This is a genomic window from Streptomyces sp. NPDC007945, from assembly GCF_042958885.1.
In the GTDB taxonomy this organism is placed as follows: domain Bacteria; phylum Actinomycetota; class Actinomycetes; order Streptomycetales; family Streptomycetaceae; genus Streptomyces.
Genome location: NZ_JBIBJV010000010.1, coordinates 19,521 through 37,596, shown reverse-complemented (window position 1 = coordinate 37,596; position 18,076 = coordinate 19,521). Strand labels below are relative to the sequence as shown.

The following is an 18,076-nucleotide window of genomic DNA, read 5'->3' as shown; positions in this document are numbered from 1 at the left end:
GCGCATGCCCCCTCGGCCGGGGCTCACTCGTCCCGGCGCCCCCGGTTCGGAAACGCCGACGTCCGGGCGGGGACGGCGCGGGCCCGGGCCGTCCGTCAGGGCGTGCCCGGGGTCCCGACGGGGGCGGCGGGGGCGGGGCAGGCCACCGCCCCGGGTTTCACGGAGAGCTTGAGCCGGGGCGTGGTGAGCAGGCCGGGGATCTGGAAGTCCTGGGCGGTGCCGGTGATCCGGTCGAACTTGGCGTAGCGGGCCTGGATGCCGAAGCGGTGCTGCGGGGCGCCGAGGGGGTTCGGCACGTACGCGCCGGAGGCGTCCTTGACGGTGCGGACGTCGGCGCCGTTGACGTTGAGGTCGACGATGCCGTCCATGTCGAGCTCGCCGGTGGCGTTCCTCAGGTCGAGGACGGTGTTGCGGGTGCGGATCTCCCAGGAGCCGGGGTCGTCGTCGCCGAGGGTGAGCAGCAGGGTGTACGTGGCTCCCGCGATCTGCTGGCGCCGGCTGAGGCAGAGCCCGTTGAGCACTCCGTCGGCGAAGCCCATCCGCAGCACCCGCACGCTGCCGGCCGTGCCGTCGGGGCGGACGACCGCCTGGTCGACGACGGCGGCGCCGTACTGGGTGCCGTACAGGCTGCTCGTGGTGAAGTCGACGGGCCGGTCCTGGACGCTCAGGCCCACGGCGAGCGCCCCGGTGGCCATCGCCGAGCCGAGCCCGCCGGCGGCGAGGAGCGCGGGGGCCGCGACGGCGAGGGCGCGCCGCCAGTGGGTGCGCCCTTCGGGGCGGAGCGGTGCGGAGCTGCTCATGGCGTGGTCACCGTGATCGTTCCGGGGAGGTGGACGGGGTTGTCGGTGGAGTCGAGCGCGGCGTGGTCGTCGACGGTCCGGATGGCGTAGATGTCGCCCTCGAACTCCTCCGCTCCGGCCGTGAGCGGGATGAGGGAGCCGAAGAAGTCGAGCAGCCCCTGGACCTCGCAGATCTGGAAGATCACGCGGACGCAGACGCGGTCGATCTTCCCCCACATCGTGGTGGTCTCGGGTTTGCCGGCGCTGTCGTAGCCGCCGAGCGAGCCCTCGTTCGGCACGTCGATGACGAGGGTGTGGCCGTCGGCCCGCTGGGTGACGTTCATGTGGGAGCGGATCTTCAGCTTGGTGAAGGTGTACTTGTTCGTCACGACGGTGGTGCCGTCGGACAGCCGGATGGTGACGTTCTTCTCGACGGTCAGGGAGACGGCGACCATGCTGTCGATGCTCACCCGGAGCGGGTACGGGCTGGGCAGGAAGGGTATGCCGAGGGGTTCCACGGCGGCGGGCGGGCGGCCGGCGGCGTTGCTCGGCCGGCCGGAGACGAGCGCGGTGGCCACGGCGAGCAGCAGCGCGGCGACGACGGCTACCGCCTTGCGCCGCCCCCGTACGCCCGCCCGGGCCGTCATCCCTCCACCGCCTCGGGTACGGCTCCGGCGGCGGCCCGCACCGCTCCGCGCGGGCGCTTGGCGCCCCAGCCGATCATCATCGAGCCGCCGAGGACCCCGAGGGCCATGCCCACGAGGAAGCCGCCGAGGTTGGAGACGACGAGGGAGACCACGGCGAGGACGCAGCCGATGAGACCGAAGGTGTACCGCTGGCGGGGTGCGGCGAGCGGGACGAGTCCGCAGAGGATCATCCCGCCGCCGACGAGGTAGCCCGCGACGCCGCCGAAGCCGGTGCTGACGATGAGCTGCACGGAGCTGAGCGAGAACTTGAGGACGGTCCAGCCGCCGGCGACCATCCACACGGCGCCCCAGAAGGGGCGGGTGCGCCGGAAGGCCCGGAACCACATGTACGCCGCCCGGGTCCGGCTCAGCACGTGGTGGCCTTTCCGGCGACGATCCTGAGCTTCAGGTTCGGCAGGACCAGGGCTCCGGCCATCTCGGCGTCGTAGGCGGTGGCGTTGAGGCCGTGCAGCCGGATGGAGCTGCCGCCCTCGCCGCCCGCCGAGCCGAGGCCGAAGCCGCCGGGGAGAGCGCCGGTGAGCGGTTTGCCGGCGACGGTGACCTGGTCGGCGGACTGCCCGAGGACCGCGTTCTGGAGCGTGGTGGGGCCGTAGGCCTGGAGCTCGGTGGCCTGGATGTAGAGGTTGGAGGCGTCGATGTCGGTGGTGAAGCTCGCGGGCGGCGTCGCGGTCACCGGCTGGCCGCCGGTGAGCAGGAGCGAGTACGGCACGCCGCCGATCGACTGGTGGACGATCCCGCACAGTCCGGCGAGTCCCGCGCTGGCGAAACCGACGCGTGCCATCGCGGTGTCGGTCGTCGTGGTGCCGTCCGGGCGGCCCACGGAGGGGGTGTTGACGATGGCGCCGAAGCCGCTTCCGGAGACGCCGTTGGAGGTGAGGGTGAACGGTTGACCGGTGACGCTGAAGTTGGCGGCGAGGGCGCCCTGCGCGAGGGCCGCGCCGAGCGCGCCGATCACCAGGCAGGAGGGGACGAGGGCGAGGGCGCCGCGGCCCCAGCGGGTGCCGCGCCGGGTGCCGTCGGCGGCCTCGGCGAGCATCCGGGCGTTCCATCCGGCGGCGGCGCGGACGCCTTCGGCGCCGAGTCGGGCGAGCGGTCCGCCCGTCGTGCGGGGCGCTGCGTGGAGGGGGTTCATGCGGAGCCGCTCCCCACGGACACGGGGGTCCCGTCGGTGGCGCGGTCGCGTCGGCGCGCGAGGCGGCCGGGGCGCTTGGCGGGCTTCTCGGGCAGCCAGGCGAAGGCCATGGCACCGCCCAGGACGGAGAGGCCCATGCCGATGAAGAGGCCGCCGAGGTTGGAGAGCGGGAACGAGGCGACGCCCGCGATGACGGCGATCGTTCCGGCGGTGTGGCGCTGGCTCGGCAGGGTGAGGACGAGCAGGGCCATCGCCATGATGACGATGCCGCCCGCCATGCCGGCGATGCCGCCGACGCCGACCTGGAGGATCCGGCCGAGCGGTGCCATCGGCAGGAAGAAGATGACGAAGCCGCCGAGGGTCATCCACAGCGCGGCCCAGAACGGGCGGGTGCGGCGCCAGCGGCGGAAGCCCCGGCGGGCGCGGGCGGGGGCGGAGGGCCGGGGCCCGGTGGCCTCGGCGGGCGAGGGCTGGAGGGGCGGTGCCTCGGGTGCCTCGGGGGCGGGTGGATCGGTGCTGGTCACGGGGGCCTCGCAGGAGCGGTCCGGAAGGGGCGGGCGGTGGGCCGGTCCGGGGCGGCGCGCCCCGCGGTGGCGCGCCGTCCCGGTCCGGGTCGTGCGGTGGTGCCGTCGTGCGGTGGGGCTCATGTGGTGCGGAGGGGGTGTCAGCAGCCCGTGTCGCCGTGCTTGATGGCGATCGCGAGGTCGGGGAGCGTGATGGCCCCGGCGATCGTGGCACCGTTCGCGTCGGCGTTCAGGTTGCTGATGTCGGTGCGGCCGCCGGTGGCGTCGAGGCCGAACTGGCCCGCGGCGCCGTCCTGGATGCCGGTGGCCTTGATGCCGGCGCCGTCGGCCGCGGCGCCGATGACGTTCGGGGTGGCGTCGCCGGCGTTCAGGGTGGCCTTGGCCGCCTTGAGCGCCTGGGCGTCGAGGACGAGCTTGTTCGCCTGGAGTCCGGCGCCGTTGGCCAGTTGGTCGCTGGTGAGCGGGGTCGCGGCGGCGGGCGAGGAGATGTTGAGCGACCAGGTGCCGAGGCTGCCGATCACCGGGAGGGCGACCGACTGGGTGGCGTGGACGCAGATCCCGTCGAGGCCGGCCTTGGCGATGCCGACCTGGGCGGCGCCCTTGGGGCCGCCGGCGTCGATGGTGTGCATGACCGCGCCGATGCCCTGCGGGGCCGCCACCGTCTTGGAGCTGAGGGTGAACGGCACGCTGGTCAGGGAGAGGTTCGCCGCGAGGGCGCCCTGGACCATGGCGGTGGCCATGGCCGCGACCGCCGCGCCGGCGGGGACGGCGAGGAAGGCCGATCTCCGCCAGCGGGTGACGCCTCTGGGCTCGTTCTGCATGAGGGTTCTCCAACCGTGGGTCCGCGCCGGGGGCGCGGGGTGGGATGACGGACAGCCGTGCGTCCGGGGCCGGTTGCCGCGGACGGAATACATTCTGCGGCTGCCCGTTCGAGAATTGGACACTACGAGAAGTTGTGTCAAGAGTGCGGACAAACTCAGTAGTTCTGTCACCGCTCTGAGGGGTTCCGGCGCTGCTCTAGGCTGGCGCGATGGCACGCTTCAGGGAGACGGTCCGGACACTCCTGCGCGAACGGCTCCTCGACGCCGCCTTCGAGCGCGTCGCGGAGCACGGCTTCGACAAGCTGCGCATGGCCCACCTCGCCGGCGACGTGGGCGTCAGCCGGCAGACGCTGTACTCCGAGTTCGCCTCCAAGGAGGCGGTCGGCGAGGCGCTCTTCCGGCGCGAGCTGGAACGCTGCCTGGTCGGCATCCAGCAGGGCCTGGACGCCCACCCGGGCGACCTCCGCGCGGCCGTGGAGGCGGCCGTCGGCTTCACGCTGACGCTGGCCCGCCGCAACCCGCTCATCCGGGCGATGCTGACGAGCACCGGCGAGGGCGGCCTCCTCCCCTATCTCACGACCCGCTCCGCCGCCGCCTTCGACCTGGCGACGACGACGCTGGGGACGTACGTGGCGGAGACCTGGCCCTCGATCGACCCGGTCGCGCGCGAGCTGGCGGTGGACACGGCGGTCCGGCTGACGGCGAGCCACGTGGTGCAGTCCGCCGCCTCCCCCGAGGAGTCGGCCCGCCGCATCGCGGACACGACGGTCCGGGTCGCCCTCAGCACGGGCGCGGAACGCCTCCCGGCGGGCACCACCCGCGCCTGACCCCGCGCCGCCGCGCCGACTCCGGTCGCGACCCGACGGCCGGTCCCGGCCCGACGGCCGACTCCGGCTCGGCTCCCCTGCCGCTGCTCCCGCTCCCGCTCCTACGGCGGCGGGGGCCCCTCGTACTCCTCCAGGACGGGCCGGTTGCCGAGTCCCGGCGCGGTGGTGAGGGGGTACGCCCGCACCCCGACCCTCCCCTCCACCCGGTCGATCGCGCCCCAGCCGTACTGCCGGGAGTCGTCCGAGAGGTCCGGGTTGTCGCCCAGGTAGAAGAAGCCGCCCTCGGGCACGGTCCGCAGCTCCGCGCGCGCCGACCGGGTGCCCTCCGGCGAGCAGCAGGCGCCGGCCCGGTGGGCGCGGTCGTTCCACTGGGCGGCGACCACGCGGCGTACGGGTCCCGTGCCGCCCTCCTGGAGGAGGACCTGGAAGGGTTCCGCGCCGGTCGACACGATGGCCACCCGGTCGCCGGGCAGGCCGATCACCCGTTTCACCATGAGGGAGTCCTGTCGGCCGCCGCGCAGCAGGACCACGTCGAAGCGGTCCACCCGCCCCTCCGAGCCCGGCGAGACGAGGACCCGGTCGCCCGGGCGCAGGGTCGGGTCCATGCTGGACCCGTCGACCCGGACGCCGAGGGCGGTCACGGCCACGCCCGCGAGGAGACAGAGCAGGGTCCCGGTCCCGAGGACGGCGCCGAGGACGCGCCCCGCCCTCATCGGCGACCCCTTCGGCCGCCGTGTCGACCGGGGCGCGGTACGGCCCCGGACCGGTCGCATTCGGTCATGGCGGGACGGTAGGCCGGGCGGCGGGCGGGGTCCGTGACCGTACCGCTCAGCCTTGTTGACCGCGCGTCGACAAGGGTCGAGGCGCAGGCCCTGCCCCCGGCCCCGGCCCCGGTCCCGGCGCGGTGATCCCGCGGAGCTGGTAGGCGCGCGGGGTCTCGCCGGTCCAGCGGCGGAACGCCCGGTGGAAGGCGCTGGGTTCGGAGAAGCCGAGCCGCCGGGAGAGCCGCTCGATGGAGACCCGCCCCGCGGCGAGCTCGGCGAAGGCGTGATCGCGTCGCACCTGGTCGCGCAGCCGCTGGTACGTGGTGCCCTCGGCGGCCAGTCGGCGGCGGAGGGTCTGCGGGCTGACCGAGAGCCGTTCGGCGAGCTCCTCGGGGGTGGGCACGGGTCCGGTCGGCAGGGCCCGCCCGATGAGATGGCGCACCCGCCCGGTGACGGTGCTGCCCCACTCCGAGCAGACCAGCACGCCGTCGGGGGCGCGGCGCAGGAAGTCCCGGAGCGCCGCCGCGTCGCGCAGCACGGGCTCGTCGAGGTCGGCGCGGTCGAGGACGGCGGCGGTGCGCCCGGCGCCGAAGACGCAGGGGGCGCCGAAGAGCAGGGCGTACTCGGCGGAGTGGTGGGGCTCGGCGTGGGCGAACTCGACCCGGCGCAGCCCGATCCGGCGGCGGACCAGCCAGCCGGCGAAGCGGTGGGCGACGAGGACGGTGGCCTCGGCGCCGAAGTGCAGGGGGTCGTCGTAACCGGAGACGTCGAATTCGAGCCGCGCCTCGTCGGGGCCGCCGGGCTCCCCCGCCGGCGCCGGTTCGACGAGCCGGAAGCTCGGTCCGCCGGGGAAGAGGGAGTAGAAGGTCCGCGCCCGGTGCAGGGCCTCGCGCAGGTCGCGGCTGCCGTGGACGACGAGGTGGCCCATCATCGCGAAGGACCCGACCTTGGTGGGCGCACCGCCGAAGCCGAGCAGCTCGTCGTCGAGGCGCGCCCAGAGCAGCCGGACGAGGCGGCCGAACCGCGCGGCGGGGACCCGGTCCGCCGAGTGGACGGAGAGGAGGTCGGGGGAGAGACCCGCGCGCGCGAGCAGCGGCCCGGTGTCCACCCCGCGCCGCTCGGCGCCGAGGACGACGGCCCGTACGTGGTGGGCGCCGACCGATCCCGTCCGCATGCCCGTCGCCTCCGTTCGGCGCGTTGACACTTCGCCTGATGGTTGTCCAGATTCGGACACTCTAATGTGAACTGTAAGGCCGTTGGGGGGACTCTGCGCCGAAGAGGGCCCACGTCACAGGAACTCCGTCTACCGTCGCTTCCGGAGGACTCCAGCGGCGCATCGAGAGGGGCAGGCATGAGCGGAGTGGCACGGCGGACCGTGGTCGCGGCCGGCGGGGCGGGGCTCGCGGCGGCGGCGCTGACCGCCTGCGGAGGCGGCACGGACTCCGAGGGCGACACCGGCACGGGCGGCGCGGACGGCGTTCCGGAGGGCCCGCTCGCCAAGACCGGGGACATCCCGGTGGGCGGTGGCAAGGTCCTGGCCGGCAAGGGGGTCGTCATCACCCAGCCGAAGGCCGGGGAGTTCAAGGCCTTCTCGTCGAAGTGCACGCACGCGGGGTGCGCGGTGAGCGAGGTGAAGGACGGCGCCATCGTCTGCCCGTGCCATCAGAGCAGGTTCGACATCTCGGACGGCAGCGTGCAGGGGGGCCCGGCGACGACGTCCCTGCCGCCGGAGCCGATCGAGGTGAAGGGCGAGGACATCTCCTTCGGCTGACCGGCACCCCGCCACCCGTCCCTCACGGGCGGGCGGAGGGCCGCCTCGGTGCCTGCCACGCGGTGAGCAGCGCGTCGGTGGTGGTGAGGGTGGCGACGAGCGAGAGGGTGTGGCGGATCATCGCGGGGGTGCAGTCGGCCGGTACCCCCGCGATGGCCTCCTGGGGCACGACGGCGGTGTAGCCGAGGTTCACCGCGTCGAAGACGGCGTTGGGCACGGCCACGTTGGCGGAGACCCCGGTCACGACGAGGGTCCGGCAGCCGAGGTTGCGCAGCAGCGCGTCCAGGCCGGTGCCGGCCAGCGGGGAGAGGCCGTGCAGCCGCCGCACCACCAGGTCCTCGTCGGCCACCTGGATCGGTTCCGCGATCCGTACCGCCGTGGAGCCGCGGTTCTGCCGCACGGGCAGCCGGGCCGCGGCCCGGAAGAGGCGGGCGTTGCCGTTGGAGCCGCGCCCGCCGGGTCGCCGCTCGGCGACGGCGTGCACCACCTGGACGCCGACGCCGTGGGTGGCGTCGACCAGCCGGGCCACGTTGGCGAGGGCCCCCGACCTCCGGGCGACGGCGGCGAGTTTCGGCAGGGCGCTCTCCACGCCGACGACCCCTCGCCGGCATTCGACGGTGAGCAGGACGGCCCCGTCCGGGCCGAGCCGCTCGTCGCGCTCTTCCCCGCGTCCCATCGCTGCCCCTCGCGTCCGCCCGCCTCTTGCACGGGTGCGCAAGAGGGACCCATGATTTCTGACGTCTCATCAGAAACCCAGAAGGGTGCGGACGATGACCGTCGCGCAGCGCCATGGCCGCAGGATCATGATGTCCCCGGAGGATCTCGACTCCTTCCTCGCCGAGCAGCGCACCTGCCGGGTCGCCACCGTCTCCGCCGACGGCCGCCCCCACCTCAGCGCGCTGTGGTACGCCTGGGACGGCACCTCGCTCTGGCTGTACTCGCTGACCCGCAGCCGCCGCTGGGCCGAGCTGAGCGCGGACCCCAGGATCTCGGTCCTGGTCGACGACGGCGAGGAGTACGGCGACCTGCGCGGGGCCGAGCTGTCGGGGACGGCGGTCTTCGTCGGCGAGGCCCCGCGCACAGGTGAACGGTGCCCGGAACTCGACCCGGTGGAGCGCCTCTTCGCGGCGAAGTACTTCGGCCTCGACGCCATGCCGCACGACGGCCGGCACGCCTGGCTCCGGCTGACCCCCGACGCCGTCGCCTCCTGGGACTTCCGCAAGCTCGCGACGCCGTAGACGCGGGGAGCGGCGCCCCGACACCGCTCGGGGTCCCCGCTCCGAGGCCGGGGTCAGTCGGCGTGCGGATGCCCCGCCTCCCGCAGCGCCTCGACGACCGCGCGCAAGGAGGGCCGGCGGCCGGCGTCGGTGCGCCAGGTGGCGTAGATGTGCCGGCGCACCTGCTGGCGTACGGGCACGCAGACGACCCCTTCGGGATGCGGCCGGCCGAGCCGGGGCGTGACGCAGACGCCGAGCCCTGCGGCGACCAGCGCGAGCTGGGTGTGGTGCTCGCCGGCGAAGTGCGCGATGCGGGGCTCGATGCCCTGGGAGCGGAGGGTGAACATCAGCCAGTCGTGGCAGAACTCGCCCTCCGGCCACGACACCCACTCCTCGTCGGCGAAGTCCGCCAGGTCCACCGCCTCCCGGTCGGCGAGCCGGTGGCCGGCCGGCAGGGCCACGTCCGCGGCGTCGTCGAGCAGATGGGCCCGCTCCAGCTCGCCGGGGACCGGCGCCCGGCGGTTGCTCCAGTCCAGGACGATCGCCAGGTCGGCGTCGCCGCGCAGCACCGCCCGGACCCCCTGCTCGGGCTCGAACTCGGCGGTGCGGACCCGCAGGTCGGGGTGGCGGGCGCGCAGCGCGGCGAGGGCGGCGGGGAAGAGACCGCGGGCGGCGGTCGGGAAGCCGACGAGCCGCACCTCGCCGACGACCTGGCCGCGCCGGGCCTCGATGTCGGCCTGGGCGAGCTGGACGTGGGAGAGGATCCGGGCGGCGTGCTCGGCGAGCAGCAGACCGGCGTCGGTGAGCCGGACCCCGCGCCCGTTCTTGGCGAGGAGCCGCTGGCCCACCTCGCGCTCCAGCTTGGACAGCTGCTGGGAGACGGCGGAGGTCGTCACGTGCAGACCGTCGGCGGCGGCGCTGACGGAGCCGTGCCGGGCGACGGCGTCGAGGGTGCGCAGGCGCTCCAGGTTCAACATGTAAGCAATGCTAAGCGAAAGGGTCGACACAATCTCGCTTGTCCTACGAGATCGCCGCCGTCACCCTGAGTGCATGACCCGAGAAGCCGTCCCCACCCGCTCCCCCTCGCCCCTCCTGGACTGGCGCGTCCGCTTCGGCCTGCTGGCCTTGATCTGGGGCTTCAGCTTCCTCTTCATCAAGGTGGGCACGGACGGCTTCGCGCCCTTCCAGGTGACCTTCGGCCGGCTGCTGTTCGGTACGGCGGTGCTGGCCCTGGCCCTCGTCGCGAAGCGGGACCGGCTGCCGCGCGGCGCCCGGACCTGGGGGCATCTGGCGGTGGCGGCGTTCCTGCTCAACGCGCTGCCGTTCTCGCTCTTCGCGTACGCGGAGCTGACGATCCCGTCGACGCTGGCGGGGATCTGCAACGCGACGACCCCGCTGTGGGGCATGGTCCTGTCGCTGGTGGCGCTCTCGGAGGACCGGCCCACCCGGGTGCGGGCGGCGGGCCTCGGCATCGGCTTCGTCGGCGTCCTGACGGTGCTCGGCGCGTGGCAGGGCTTCTCGGGCCTCGACGTCACGGGCACGGCGCTGGCCCTGCTCGCCTCCTTCAGCTACGCGGTCGGCTGGATCTACGTGCGCCGCACCCTGAGCGGCACGGGCGCCTCGCACCTGTCCCTGGCGACCGCCCAGGTCGGCACGGCCACCCTGCAACTGGCGCTCGTCACCCCCTTCTTCACCACGCTCCCGGACTCGGTCGAACTCCTGCCGCTCCTCGCGGTGATCGCCCTCGGCGCCCTCGGCACCGGCTACGCGATGCTGCTCCAGTACGGCGTGGTCGCGGAGGTCGGGCCGACGACGGCCTCGATGGTCACGTACTTCATCCCCGTCATCGCCACGGCGGCGGGCGTCGCCTTCCTGGACGAGCACCTCGCCTGGAACACGCCCGTCGGCGCCGCCGTCGTCCTCCTGGGCGCCGCCCTCACCCAGACCCGCGCCTCCCGCCGCACGGCGCCCGCGCCCGCGCTGTCCCAGCCGGTCGCGAGCACCCCGCCGGCCCCCGCCGCGGCCGCCGCGGGGAACCCGGCGGAGCCGAGGCTGCCGAGCTCCACGGTGACGTGACCCGTCGGGACGGCCGCCGTCAGCCGTAGCTGCGGGCCGGGGCCGGGCCCGCGGCCGCCGCGACGGCGTCGGCGAGGGGGTCGACGTCGTCGGGGGCGAGGGGGGAGACGGTGAGGCGGACGGCGGGTCCGGAGGCGATGCGGAAGCGGGCGCCGGGGGCGACCGCCCAGCCGGCCGCGAGCAGCCGCGCGACGGCGCCGGTCTCGTCGGCGACGGGCACCCAGACGTTCATCCCGCTGCGCCCGTGCGCCTCGACGCCCCGCCGGGCGAGCGCCCGGACGAGGGCGTCGCGCCGCTCCCCGTAGGCGTCGGCGACGGTCTCGGCGTCGACCGCGCCCGTGGTCCACAGGTGGACGACGGCCTGCTGGAGGAGGCGGCTGACCCAGCCGGGGCCGAGACGCTGCCGGCCGAGGACCCGGTCGACGGTCTCGGGGTCGCCCGTGAAGGCGGCGATGCGCAGGTCCGGGCCGTACGCCTTGGCGACCGAGCGGACGAGCGCCCAGCGGTCGGTGACGCCGGCGAGCGGCCGCAGCGGACGGGTGACGATGCCGTGGCCGTGGTCGTCCTCGACGAGCAGCACCCCGGGGTGCGCGGCGAGCACCCGCCGCAGCTCGGCGGCCCGCTCCGCGCCGAGGCAGGCACCGGTGGGGTTCTGCGCCCGGTCGGTGACGATCACCGCGCGGGCGCCGTCGCGCGTGACCGCCTGCTCGACCCGGTCGGTGAGCGGCCCGTCGTCGTCGACGGCGACCGGGACGGGACGCAGCCCGAGGGCGGGGACGAGATCGAGGAGGCTGCCCCAGCCGGGGTCCTCGACGGCGACGGCGTCCCCGGGCCTGAGGTGCGCGGCGAGGACCCGCTCGATCGCGTCGAGCGAGCCGGAGGCGACGCCGACCGGCCCGTCGGGCACCCCGTCCGCGTCGAACGCGGCCCGGGCGAGCCGTGCGAAGTCGGGGTCGAGGGGCGCCTCGCCGTACAGGCCGGGCCGTACCGCGTACCGCCGGGCCGCCTCGGCGAAGGCCTCGCCGAGGGGCGGCAGCAGGGCCGGGTCCGGGTTGCCCCCGCTGAGGTCCCGGACGCCCGGCGGCGCCTCGACGCGCAGCGAGTTGCGCGCGGTGGTGGCCGGCCGGGGGCGCACGCGGCTGCCGCGCCGCCCGTCGGTCTCGATGACCCCGCGCTCCCGCAGGGTCCGGTAGGCGGCGGCGACGGTGTTCGGGTTCACCCCCAGCGCGGCCGCCAACTCCCGCATGGGGGGCAGCACATGCCCCGGCTCCAGCGCCCCGGTCCCGACCCCCCGCTCCACGCTGGCGGCGATCTCCGATGCGCGACGACCCTCGATCCGATATTCTCCTAGCACAAACGACATTATGCACTAGTGCAATAAGAGGGGCAAGGGAAGCAGAAGCATGAGCGCCATCGACGGCCACACCTCCACCGACGACCGCTACACCCCCACGGACCGCACCGTGCCCACCCGCTCCCGGAAGCGCGGCTCCTACGACCGGGCGGTCGTGCACGCGATCCTCGACGAGGGGTACGTCTGCCACCTCGGCTTCGTCCGCGACGGCGCCCCCGTCGTGCTCCCGACCCTCTACGGCCGGATAGGCGAGCGGCTGTACGTCCACGGCTCCACCGGCTCCCGCCCGCTCCGCATGGCCGCCGCCGCCAAGGCCGCCACCGCCACCGCGGATCCCGGTCTCCCCGTCTGCCTGACCGTCACCCACGTCGACGGCCTGGTCCTCGCCCGCTCCGCCTTCCACCACTCCCTCAACTACCGCTCGGTCGTCGTCCACGGCACCGCCCACCAGGTCACCGACCCCGAGGAGCTGCGCGCGGCGCTCGACGCGCTCGTCGACCAGGTCCTCCCCGGCCGCGCCGCCGACGCGCGGCCCGCCGACGCCAGGGAACTGGCCGCCACCGCCGTCATCCGGCTCGACCTGGAGGAGGTCTCGGCGAAGATCCGCACCGGCGGCCCCCACGACGACCCCGCGGACCTGGACCTGCCGCACTGGGCGGGCGTGGTCCCGGTCGCTCCCCGCACCGGCACCCCCGTCCCGTCGGCGGACCTGGACCCGTCGATCGCCCTGCCCGCCTACCTGACCGCGCTCTGAGGACCACCCGATGCTCATCCACCCCTGGGACGCCGCCGCCGACGAGACCGAGTGGCGGGAGTGGCTCGCCCGCCACGACTTCGGCCAGATCGCCGTCAACGGCCTGCCCGGCGAACCGCCCCTGGTGCAGCCCGCGCACTTCCGGTACGAGCCGGAGCCCGGCCCGTACGGCCGCGTCCTCACCCACCTCGCCCGCCCCAACCCGCTGTGGGGCGCCCTGGAGGCGAACCACCGGGTGCTGCTCAGCGTCGTCGACGACTACGTGTACGTCCCCGGCACCTGGACCGCACCCGAGGGCACGCCGCCGGAGCACGGGACGCCGACCTCGTACTACGCCGCCGTGCAGCTGCACTGCGTCGCCCGCGTGGTGGACGACCCGGCGGAGAAGGCGGAGCTGCTGAACCGGCAGGTCGGCCACTTCCAGCCGGACGGCGGCACCGCGCCGGTCGCGCCCGGCGAGGCCCCCTTCGGGCGGATGCTCGCCGGGATCCGGGGGTTGGTCCTGGACGTGGCGGAGGTGCGCGCCAAGTTCAAGTACGCGGGCAACAAGGCGCCCGAGGTGCAGCGCCGGGTCGCGGCCCGGCTCGCGGAACGGGCCGGGCCGGGCGACCTCGCCGCACGGGCCCATCAGCTCCGCCGGCTGGCCTCGCGGGCCGACGGCTGAGGCGTCGGCCCGCGCGGTCGGCGGGGGCGGCTACACCGCCGCGGGCTCGACGGTCCTGCGCCGCTCCGCCGCCGTCCTGGCCTCCGCGAGGGCGAGCCCGGTGACCGCCGCGAGCAGCAGCACGGTGCCGAGCACGGTGGTGGCCGTCAGCTCCTCGTCGAGGAGGGTGACGGCGAGCAGCGCGGCGCTGACCGGCTCCAGGAGCATGATCACGGAGACGGTGGCGGCCCGGACGACCGCTGCGCCCGCGAAGTACAGCGCGTAGGCGAGGGCGGTCGGGATGGCCGCCACGTACAGCAGCAGGAGCAGCAGCCGGACGATGTCCTCGGTGTGCGGGAGCAGCCCCTCGACGACCGCCAGGGGCAGCACGACGAGCGCGGAGACCCCGAAGGTCCACGCGGTGCTCGCGAGCGAGCCGGCCTCACCGGCACCATCCCGGCCGAGCCACCGGGTCAGCAGCGTGAGGGCGGCGAATCCGGCGGCGGAGAGCACCGCGTACCCGACCCCGGCGGGCCGGACCTCCGCTCCCCCGCCGCCGAGGACGAGGACGACGAGCCCGGCGAGCGCGCCGACGACGGCCCCGAGGCCGCCGAGGCCGAGGCGCTCGCCCATGGTGACGCGCGCGCCGACCGCGATGAGGACGGGCCCGGCACCGAGGGTCACGACGGTGCCGACGGCGAGCCCGGTGGACTCGACGGCGGCGAAGTACGCGGTCTGGAAGACCGCGAGCCCGACGCCGGTGGCGACGATCCGGATCAGCCGCGTCCGGCGCGTCTCGGCGACCGCCGCGCCGGTGCGTCCGGACGGGCGCGGCCGCCGCTTCCGCAGCCGGCGCAGCGCCGGGACGGCGAGGAGCAGCAGGAGTCCGCCGGCGCAGCGCCAGAAGGAGAGCGCGAGGGGGCCCATGTCGCTGTTCCGGAAGACGAGGGAGCCGGCGGCGCCGGCGGTGCCCCACGCGACGCCGGCGACGACGAGGTAGACCAGGCTCCGTCCGACGGGGACGGGGTGCGCGGCAGGGAGGGACTGGGGGTTCGACACGCGGTTTCTCCGTGAAGACGGTCGTCCGTGCGGACGGACCGGGGTGAAGGGTGGTCGCCTGCTCCGCGCGCGGGCAGCGCCGGCCCGCTCGGGGGCGTGAGGTCGCCCCCCGAGCCCGGTCGGTCGTCTTCGGGAGGAAGGAGCCGCGCGCGCTAGGCGACGGGCGGCGGAAGTACGGTCGAGTGCATGGCCGTCACCCTACGGGGCGGTCCTTTCCCCGGACAACCTCGCCTCGTGTCCCGCCGGGAGGCCCTCGCCGTCGGAACCCGCGACCGGCCCGCCGGGCGAGGCCTTGGGGGCGGTGGACTGGGCGATGAAGGCGCCGACGAGGACGAGCGCGCCGCCGGCGAGCTGCGGGGCGGCCAGGTGCTCGCCGAGCAGCACCCAGGCGAGGACGGTCGCGACGACCGCCTCCAGGCAGGCGACGACCCCGGCGACCTGCGGCGAGAGCCGGCGCACGGAGACGACGCCGGTGACGTAGGCGAGGACGGTGGCGATCAGGACGATCCAGCCGAGCAGCGTCCAGGCCGGCACGGAGCTCCCGCCGAGGTCGGCGCGGCCGGTCAGGACGGAGGTGTCCATGCCCCAAGGGCGGGCGACCGCGGTGAGCACGAGCGCGCCGATGAGCAGTCCGTACGCGATCACCCCGAGCGGATCGGCGGGTTCGGCCTCGTCCGCGCCCTGGTCGGAGAGGACGAAGTAGCCGACCTGGCAGCAGGCGGCGGCGAGCGCGAGCAGCAGTCCGAGGAGGTCGAAGCTCAGTCCGGACCAGATCTGGACGACGCAGGCGAGACCGCCGACGGCGAGCACCACGCCGAGGGCGGCGGCGCGGGTGACCGGCCGCCGCTGGACGAAGCGGACCCAGCCGAGGACGAGGGCGGGGGCGAGGTACTCGACGAGGAGGGCGACGCCGACCGGGATCCGGGAGATCGAGGCGAAGTAGAAGGCCTGGACGCCGGCGACGGCGAGGAGGCCGAAACCGATCAGGAGGCCGGGCTTGCGGCGCAGCAGGTCCCGGTGGCGCCAGGCCACGGGCAGCATGACGAGCGCGGCGCCGGCCACCCGGAGCCAGACGACGTGGAGCGGATCGAGCCCCGCCTCGATCAGCGGCTTGGCCGCCACTCCCGAACCACCGAATGCGAAGGCCGAGGCCAGGGCGAGTCCCAGGCCGGCGCTTCTCCCCTGAGACGCGTGCATCGGGCCATGATGACAGGAGCCGGTCAGGCGCGTAACCCCTGTCGCACCTGTTGAGACGGCGCCCCGGGAAAACCCGCCCCCGCCTCGGAACTCACCCCTCCGCGATCTGCTCCGCCACCCCTTCCCCGGCGGCCGGCCCCTCGCCGTCGAGCACGTCGGCCGCGGACCCGCGCGGCGCGACGACCGGGGCGAGCGCCGCGGCGCGGGCGCCGAGCGCCGGAGGGTCGATCCCGGCGTGCCGCAGCACCTCGCCGGCCCGGCTGGCGGGGTCGGCGGCGAGCCCGGCCAGCAGGTCGAGGCCGTGCGGCTGCCGCTCGCCGCGCGCGGCGGCCCGCCGCAGGGCCTCCTCCAGGGCGGCCGCCGCCGCGGGCGACCAGCGGGAGGTGCGACGGCGCGCATCCTCCCCGGCCCGTACGGCGGGCAGCGGACGCGGGGCGGCGTCGCCCTCGGCGGAGCGCTGCCAGCGGAGCCCGTATCCGATCGAGCGCTGGACGAGGTAGCCGAGGACCCGGGCGACCCGCTCCTCGCCGTCGAAGGCGGCGCGGGTCGCGGGGTCGGACTCGACGAGGGCGTGCAGCAGATGGGCGGTGTCGACCTGGCGGTCGCCGTCCCGCAGGGCCCGGCGGCGGGCGGCACCGAGGACGGTGGCGAGGAGCGGCGGCGGGCCGACGGAAGCCGGGGGCGCGAAGGGGCGGGACGGGACGGAAGGGTGCACCCTCCCACCTCATCAGCCGCGCCCGCGCGGGTCATCACACGGGAGAACCATGTCCGCGTCCCACCGGAGTCGTGCGTACCCGGGCGACTCCTCCTCCTCGGGGAGGAGATCCGGCTGATCCTGCTCGACCGGCGCGCGCCGCCTTGCCTCGCGCCCCGACCGCAACCACGAGCCGCCGTCGAGCGTCCTTCCCATGTGTTCTGGATGGTCGGTCTCCCCGCGCGTGACGGCCGGCAGTTCGTGTACCGGGTGTACGCACCCCGGGAGGCGCTGCCGGGCGATCTGTTCTGGGCCGCGTTCCACTGCCACGAGGAGGACGGCGGTCCGCGGGTCTCGGACTGCTTCGACGCGGCCGAGATCCGGTGGGTCGGCGGTACGGGTCCGGCCACCGCGGAACTGACGGTTCATCAGTATTGAATGTTCACGCTCCTCCGGCTACGTTCCGCGACACGAGAACCCAGCGGGCACGCGTGAAGGGGTGGTCGTCATGGCCGAAGTCACCGCGGAGGCACGGATCGAGGCACCGGCCGGACGGGGTGGGAACGCCTCGTCGACCTCGGCTCGTACGGGGAGTGGAACGCCACCCACACCGGCTTCCCGCACGGCGGCCCCGAGACGCTGACCGCCGGCTCCACCTTCACCGAGAAAACGAAGCTCATGGGCTTCCCGGCCGAGGTGCTGTGGACGGTCGAGGAGCTGGACGACGGCCGGATCCTCGCCATCCGCGGCAAGGGCCCGATGGGCGAGACGGTCGGAACCCGCTACTCACTGGCGGACGCGGACGGGGGGACGACGGTCCGCATCGACGGCGAGTTCACCGGAGCGGCGGTCTCCCTGATGGCCGGCAGGCTGAAGGACTCGGCAACGGCGGCCCTGAACGAGTCGCCGCGCAAGCTCGCCGGACCGGTCGCCCGACCCCGCACACACGGAAGGGCCCCTCGGCGGCACACCAGCGAGGGACCCTCCCCCTCCCTCCGCACCGACCGGCTCAGTGCTCGTCGGCGAGGATGAGGTACAGCTTCTTCCGGGCCTCGTTGATGACCTCCACGGCCTTCCTCCGCTGCTCGGCGCTGCCGGTCCTCCAGACCTGACCGAAGGCCTCCATCAGCCCGAAGCCGGCCTGCCGGACCTCGTTCATCGCCTCCCGGTCGACACCGCGACCGACCTCCTCCCAGGGCGCCTCGGCGCCGGCCTCGGCCTCCTCGCGTCCGGAGTCGGTGAGCGAGAAGAGCTTCTTGCCGCCCTCGCTCGCGCTGACGATCAGCCCCTCGTCCTCCAGCAGCTGGAGGGTCGGGTAGACCGAGCCGGGGCTGGGCTTCCAGGCCCCGCCGCTGCGCTCCCCGATCTCCTGGATCATCTCGTAGCCGTGCATCGGGCGGTCGTTGAGCAGCGCCAGGATCGAGGCGCGCACGTCACCGCGGCGCGCCCTTCCCCGGCCGCCCCCGCGGCCGCGCCCGAAGGGGCCGCCGCCGAAGCCGGGACCGCCGCCGAAACCGGGGCCGAAGGGCCCGAAGGCGGCACGCCGCCCCTCGAACTCGCCCCCCGGTCCGGGCCCGCCGAAACCGCGCCCGGCGCCGCCCTCGCAGCCGTGTCCGTGACCGTGACCGTGTCCATGAGTACGCATCGCAACGCTCCTTCCGTGGGATTCATCGACGAACTGTCGCGATGCTTCAACGATATATCGGAACTGTTCGTCGAGCAAGGCGCCGACTGTCGCGGACCGGGCCAGGGATCCC

22 protein-coding genes and 1 pseudogene are annotated in these 18,076 nt (G+C 75.0%); 8 read left to right on the top strand and 15 right to left on the bottom strand.

Annotated elements, in window-relative coordinates; genetic code table 11:
• Positions 1–95 precede the first annotated feature (95 nt).
• The 6 genes from ACFZCF_RS27090 to ACFZCF_RS27065 form a co-directional block, all read right to left on the bottom strand.
• On the bottom strand, positions 96–800 hold the full coding sequence (locus tag ACFZCF_RS27090; protein WP_388450109.1) for a DUF6230 family protein: 705 nt from the start codon (positions 798–800) through the stop codon (positions 96–98).
• The gene (locus ACFZCF_RS27085; protein ID WP_388450107.1) at positions 797–1,426 is read right to left on the bottom strand and encodes a hypothetical protein; all 630 of its coding nucleotides are present in this window, start codon (positions 1,424–1,426) and stop codon (positions 797–799) included. Before ACFZCF_RS27085 ends, ACFZCF_RS27090 begins: the two co-directional genes overlap by 4 nt.
• A complete protein-coding gene (locus tag ACFZCF_RS27080; RefSeq protein ID WP_388450105.1) occupies positions 1,423–1,839 on the bottom strand; it encodes a DUF6114 domain-containing protein in 417 nt (138 codons plus the stop codon). Before ACFZCF_RS27080 ends, ACFZCF_RS27085 begins: the two co-directional genes overlap by 4 nt.
• The gene (locus ACFZCF_RS27075; protein WP_388450103.1) at positions 1,833–2,618 is read right to left on the bottom strand and encodes a DUF6230 family protein; all 786 of its coding nucleotides are present in this window, start codon (positions 2,616–2,618) and stop codon (positions 1,833–1,835) included. The genes ACFZCF_RS27080 and ACFZCF_RS27075 overlap by 7 nt, the downstream gene beginning before the upstream one ends.
• The gene (locus ACFZCF_RS27070; RefSeq protein WP_391289425.1) at positions 2,615–3,142 is read right to left on the bottom strand and encodes a DUF6114 domain-containing protein; all 528 of its coding nucleotides are present in this window, start codon (positions 3,140–3,142) and stop codon (positions 2,615–2,617) included. The genes ACFZCF_RS27075 and ACFZCF_RS27070 overlap by 4 nt, the downstream gene beginning before the upstream one ends.
• Before the next feature lie 140 nt (positions 3,143–3,282).
• Positions 3,283–3,963 carry a DUF6230 family protein gene (locus tag ACFZCF_RS27065; RefSeq protein WP_391289423.1) on the bottom strand — a complete coding sequence of 227 codons (681 nt, stop codon included), beginning with the start codon at positions 3,961–3,963 and terminating at the stop codon, positions 3,283–3,285.
• 209 nt (positions 3,964–4,172) lie between these two features.
• On the opposite strand from ACFZCF_RS27065, the gene ACFZCF_RS27060 reads away from it, so the two are divergent.
• Positions 4,173–4,790: a TetR family transcriptional regulator gene (locus tag ACFZCF_RS27060; protein WP_388450097.1), complete on the top strand. Its 618-nt coding sequence runs from the start codon at positions 4,173–4,175 to the stop codon at positions 4,788–4,790.
• A 101-nt stretch (positions 4,791–4,891) separates the two neighbouring features.
• Here the strand turns inward: ACFZCF_RS27060 and lepB are convergent, their stop codons facing one another.
• Positions 4,892–5,503 (bottom strand): signal peptidase I, encoded by a 612-nt coding sequence (gene lepB / locus ACFZCF_RS27055; RefSeq protein WP_391289421.1) that lies wholly within the window; start codon positions 5,501–5,503, stop codon positions 4,892–4,894.
• Positions 5,504–5,618: 115 nt separating this feature from the next.
• Complete coding sequence (locus ACFZCF_RS27050) at positions 5,619–6,728, bottom strand: AraC family transcriptional regulator ligand-binding domain-containing protein (RefSeq protein WP_391289419.1); 1,110 nt, start codon at positions 6,726–6,728, stop codon at positions 5,619–5,621.
• A gap of 177 nt (positions 6,729–6,905) precedes the next feature.
• On the opposite strand from ACFZCF_RS27050, the gene ACFZCF_RS27045 reads away from it, so the two are divergent.
• Complete coding sequence (locus tag ACFZCF_RS27045) at positions 6,906–7,325, top strand: Rieske (2Fe-2S) protein (RefSeq protein ID WP_388450090.1); 420 nt, start codon at positions 6,906–6,908, stop codon at positions 7,323–7,325.
• 22 nt (positions 7,326–7,347) lie between these two features.
• Here the strand turns inward: ACFZCF_RS27045 and ACFZCF_RS27040 are convergent, their stop codons facing one another.
• Positions 7,348–8,001, bottom strand: coding sequence for an isochorismatase family protein (locus tag ACFZCF_RS27040; protein ID WP_391289417.1), 654 nt, complete (start codon positions 7,999–8,001; stop codon positions 7,348–7,350).
• A 94-nt stretch (positions 8,002–8,095) separates the two neighbouring features.
• On the opposite strand from ACFZCF_RS27040, the gene ACFZCF_RS27035 reads away from it, so the two are divergent.
• The gene (locus ACFZCF_RS27035) at positions 8,096–8,563 is read left to right on the top strand and encodes a pyridoxamine 5'-phosphate oxidase family protein (protein ID WP_391289415.1); all 468 of its coding nucleotides are present in this window, start codon (positions 8,096–8,098) and stop codon (positions 8,561–8,563) included.
• Positions 8,564–8,616: 53 nt separating this feature from the next.
• Here ACFZCF_RS27035 and ACFZCF_RS27030 read toward each other — a convergent pair whose 3' ends face one another.
• Positions 8,617–9,519, bottom strand: coding sequence for a LysR substrate-binding domain-containing protein (locus ACFZCF_RS27030; RefSeq protein ID WP_391289413.1), 903 nt, complete (start codon positions 9,517–9,519; stop codon positions 8,617–8,619).
• Between the two features lie 73 nt (positions 9,520–9,592).
• Here ACFZCF_RS27030 and ACFZCF_RS27025 point away from each other — a divergent pair, with 73 nt between their 5' ends.
• Entirely contained in the window at positions 9,593–10,618 is a 1,026-nt protein-coding gene (locus tag ACFZCF_RS27025) for an EamA family transporter (protein WP_391289411.1), read from the top strand.
• A 19-nt stretch (positions 10,619–10,637) separates the two neighbouring features.
• On the opposite strand, the gene ACFZCF_RS27020 is transcribed toward ACFZCF_RS27025, so the two are convergent.
• On the bottom strand, positions 10,638–11,972 hold the full coding sequence (locus tag ACFZCF_RS27020) for an aminotransferase class I/II-fold pyridoxal phosphate-dependent enzyme (RefSeq protein WP_391289409.1): 1,335 nt from the start codon (positions 11,970–11,972) through the stop codon (positions 10,638–10,640).
• Between the two features lie 49 nt (positions 11,973–12,021).
• Here ACFZCF_RS27020 and ACFZCF_RS27015 point away from each other — a divergent pair, with 49 nt between their 5' ends.
• Together ACFZCF_RS27015 and ACFZCF_RS27010 are read left to right on the top strand one after the other, a co-directional pair.
• Positions 12,022–12,726 (top strand): pyridoxamine 5'-phosphate oxidase family protein, encoded by a 705-nt coding sequence (locus tag ACFZCF_RS27015; protein WP_391289407.1) that lies wholly within the window; start codon positions 12,022–12,024, stop codon positions 12,724–12,726.
• A 10-nt stretch (positions 12,727–12,736) separates the two neighbouring features.
• Positions 12,737–13,390 carry an FMN-binding negative transcriptional regulator gene (locus ACFZCF_RS27010; protein WP_391289405.1) on the top strand — a complete coding sequence of 218 codons (654 nt, stop codon included), beginning with the start codon at positions 12,737–12,739 and terminating at the stop codon, positions 13,388–13,390.
• Between the two features lie 30 nt (positions 13,391–13,420).
• Here ACFZCF_RS27010 and ACFZCF_RS27005 read toward each other — a convergent pair whose 3' ends face one another.
• The 3 genes from ACFZCF_RS27005 to ACFZCF_RS26995 form a co-directional block, all read right to left on the bottom strand.
• Positions 13,421–14,428, bottom strand: coding sequence for a DMT family transporter (locus ACFZCF_RS27005; protein ID WP_388450076.1), 1,008 nt, complete (start codon positions 14,426–14,428; stop codon positions 13,421–13,423).
• 198 nt (positions 14,429–14,626) lie between these two features.
• Positions 14,627–15,625 (bottom strand): DMT family transporter, encoded by a 999-nt coding sequence (locus tag ACFZCF_RS27000; protein ID WP_388450074.1) that lies wholly within the window; start codon positions 15,623–15,625, stop codon positions 14,627–14,629.
• 91 nt (positions 15,626–15,716) lie between these two features.
• Complete coding sequence (locus tag ACFZCF_RS26995) at positions 15,717–16,340, bottom strand: Clp protease N-terminal domain-containing protein (protein WP_391289402.1); 624 nt, start codon at positions 16,338–16,340, stop codon at positions 15,717–15,719.
• 195 nt (positions 16,341–16,535) lie between these two features.
• On the opposite strand from ACFZCF_RS26995, the gene ACFZCF_RS26990 reads away from it, so the two are divergent.
• On the top strand, positions 16,536–16,757 hold the full coding sequence (locus ACFZCF_RS26990) for a hypothetical protein (RefSeq protein ID WP_391289400.1): 222 nt from the start codon (positions 16,536–16,538) through the stop codon (positions 16,755–16,757).
• A gap of 70 nt (positions 16,758–16,827) precedes the next feature.
• Positions 16,828–17,252: pseudogene (locus tag ACFZCF_RS26985) on the top strand (SRPBCC family protein); the annotation flags it as partial.
• A 76-nt stretch (positions 17,253–17,328) separates the two neighbouring features.
• Here ACFZCF_RS26985 and ACFZCF_RS26980 read toward each other — a convergent pair.
• Complete coding sequence (locus ACFZCF_RS26980; protein ID WP_391289398.1) at positions 17,329–17,964, bottom strand: helix-turn-helix transcriptional regulator; 636 nt, start codon at positions 17,962–17,964, stop codon at positions 17,329–17,331.
• Positions 17,965–18,076: the final 112 nt, after the last annotated feature.

Coding starts and splice junctions, on each gene's coding strand:
- ACFZCF_RS27090 (WP_388450109.1), bottom strand. CDS start 800: ATGAGCAGCTCCGCACCGCTCCGCCCCGAAGGGCGCACCCACTGGCGG.
- ACFZCF_RS27085 (WP_388450107.1), bottom strand. CDS start 1,426: ATGACGGCCCGGGCGGGCGTACGGGGGCGGCGCAAGGCGGTAGCCGTC.
- ACFZCF_RS27075 (WP_388450103.1), bottom strand. CDS start 2,618: ATGAACCCCCTCCACGCAGCGCCCCGCACGACGGGCGGACCGCTCGCC.
- ACFZCF_RS27065 (WP_391289423.1), bottom strand. CDS start 3,963: ATGCAGAACGAGCCCAGAGGCGTCACCCGCTGGCGGAGATCGGCCTTC.
- ACFZCF_RS27060 (WP_388450097.1), top strand. CDS start 4,173: ATGGCACGCTTCAGGGAGACGGTCCGGACACTCCTGCGCGAACGGCTC.
- lepB (WP_391289421.1), bottom strand. CDS start 5,503: ATGAGGGCGGGGCGCGTCCTCGGCGCCGTCCTCGGGACCGGGACCCTG.
- ACFZCF_RS27050 (WP_391289419.1), bottom strand. CDS start 6,728: ATGCGGACGGGATCGGTCGGCGCCCACCACGTACGGGCCGTCGTCCTC.
- ACFZCF_RS27045 (WP_388450090.1), top strand. CDS start 6,906: ATGAGCGGAGTGGCACGGCGGACCGTGGTCGCGGCCGGCGGGGCGGGG.
- ACFZCF_RS27040 (WP_391289417.1), bottom strand. CDS start 8,001: ATGGGACGCGGGGAAGAGCGCGACGAGCGGCTCGGCCCGGACGGGGCC.
- ACFZCF_RS27035 (WP_391289415.1), top strand. CDS start 8,096: ATGACCGTCGCGCAGCGCCATGGCCGCAGGATCATGATGTCCCCGGAG.
- ACFZCF_RS27030 (WP_391289413.1), bottom strand. CDS start 9,519: ATGTTGAACCTGGAGCGCCTGCGCACCCTCGACGCCGTCGCCCGGCAC.
- ACFZCF_RS27025 (WP_391289411.1), top strand. CDS start 9,593: ATGACCCGAGAAGCCGTCCCCACCCGCTCCCCCTCGCCCCTCCTGGAC.
- ACFZCF_RS27015 (WP_391289407.1), top strand. CDS start 12,022: ATGAGCGCCATCGACGGCCACACCTCCACCGACGACCGCTACACCCCC.
- ACFZCF_RS27010 (WP_391289405.1), top strand. CDS start 12,737: ATGCTCATCCACCCCTGGGACGCCGCCGCCGACGAGACCGAGTGGCGG.
- ACFZCF_RS27000 (WP_388450074.1), bottom strand. CDS start 15,625: ATGCACGCGTCTCAGGGGAGAAGCGCCGGCCTGGGACTCGCCCTGGCC.
- ACFZCF_RS26980 (WP_391289398.1), bottom strand. CDS start 17,964: ATGCGTACTCATGGACACGGTCACGGTCACGGACACGGCTGCGAGGGC.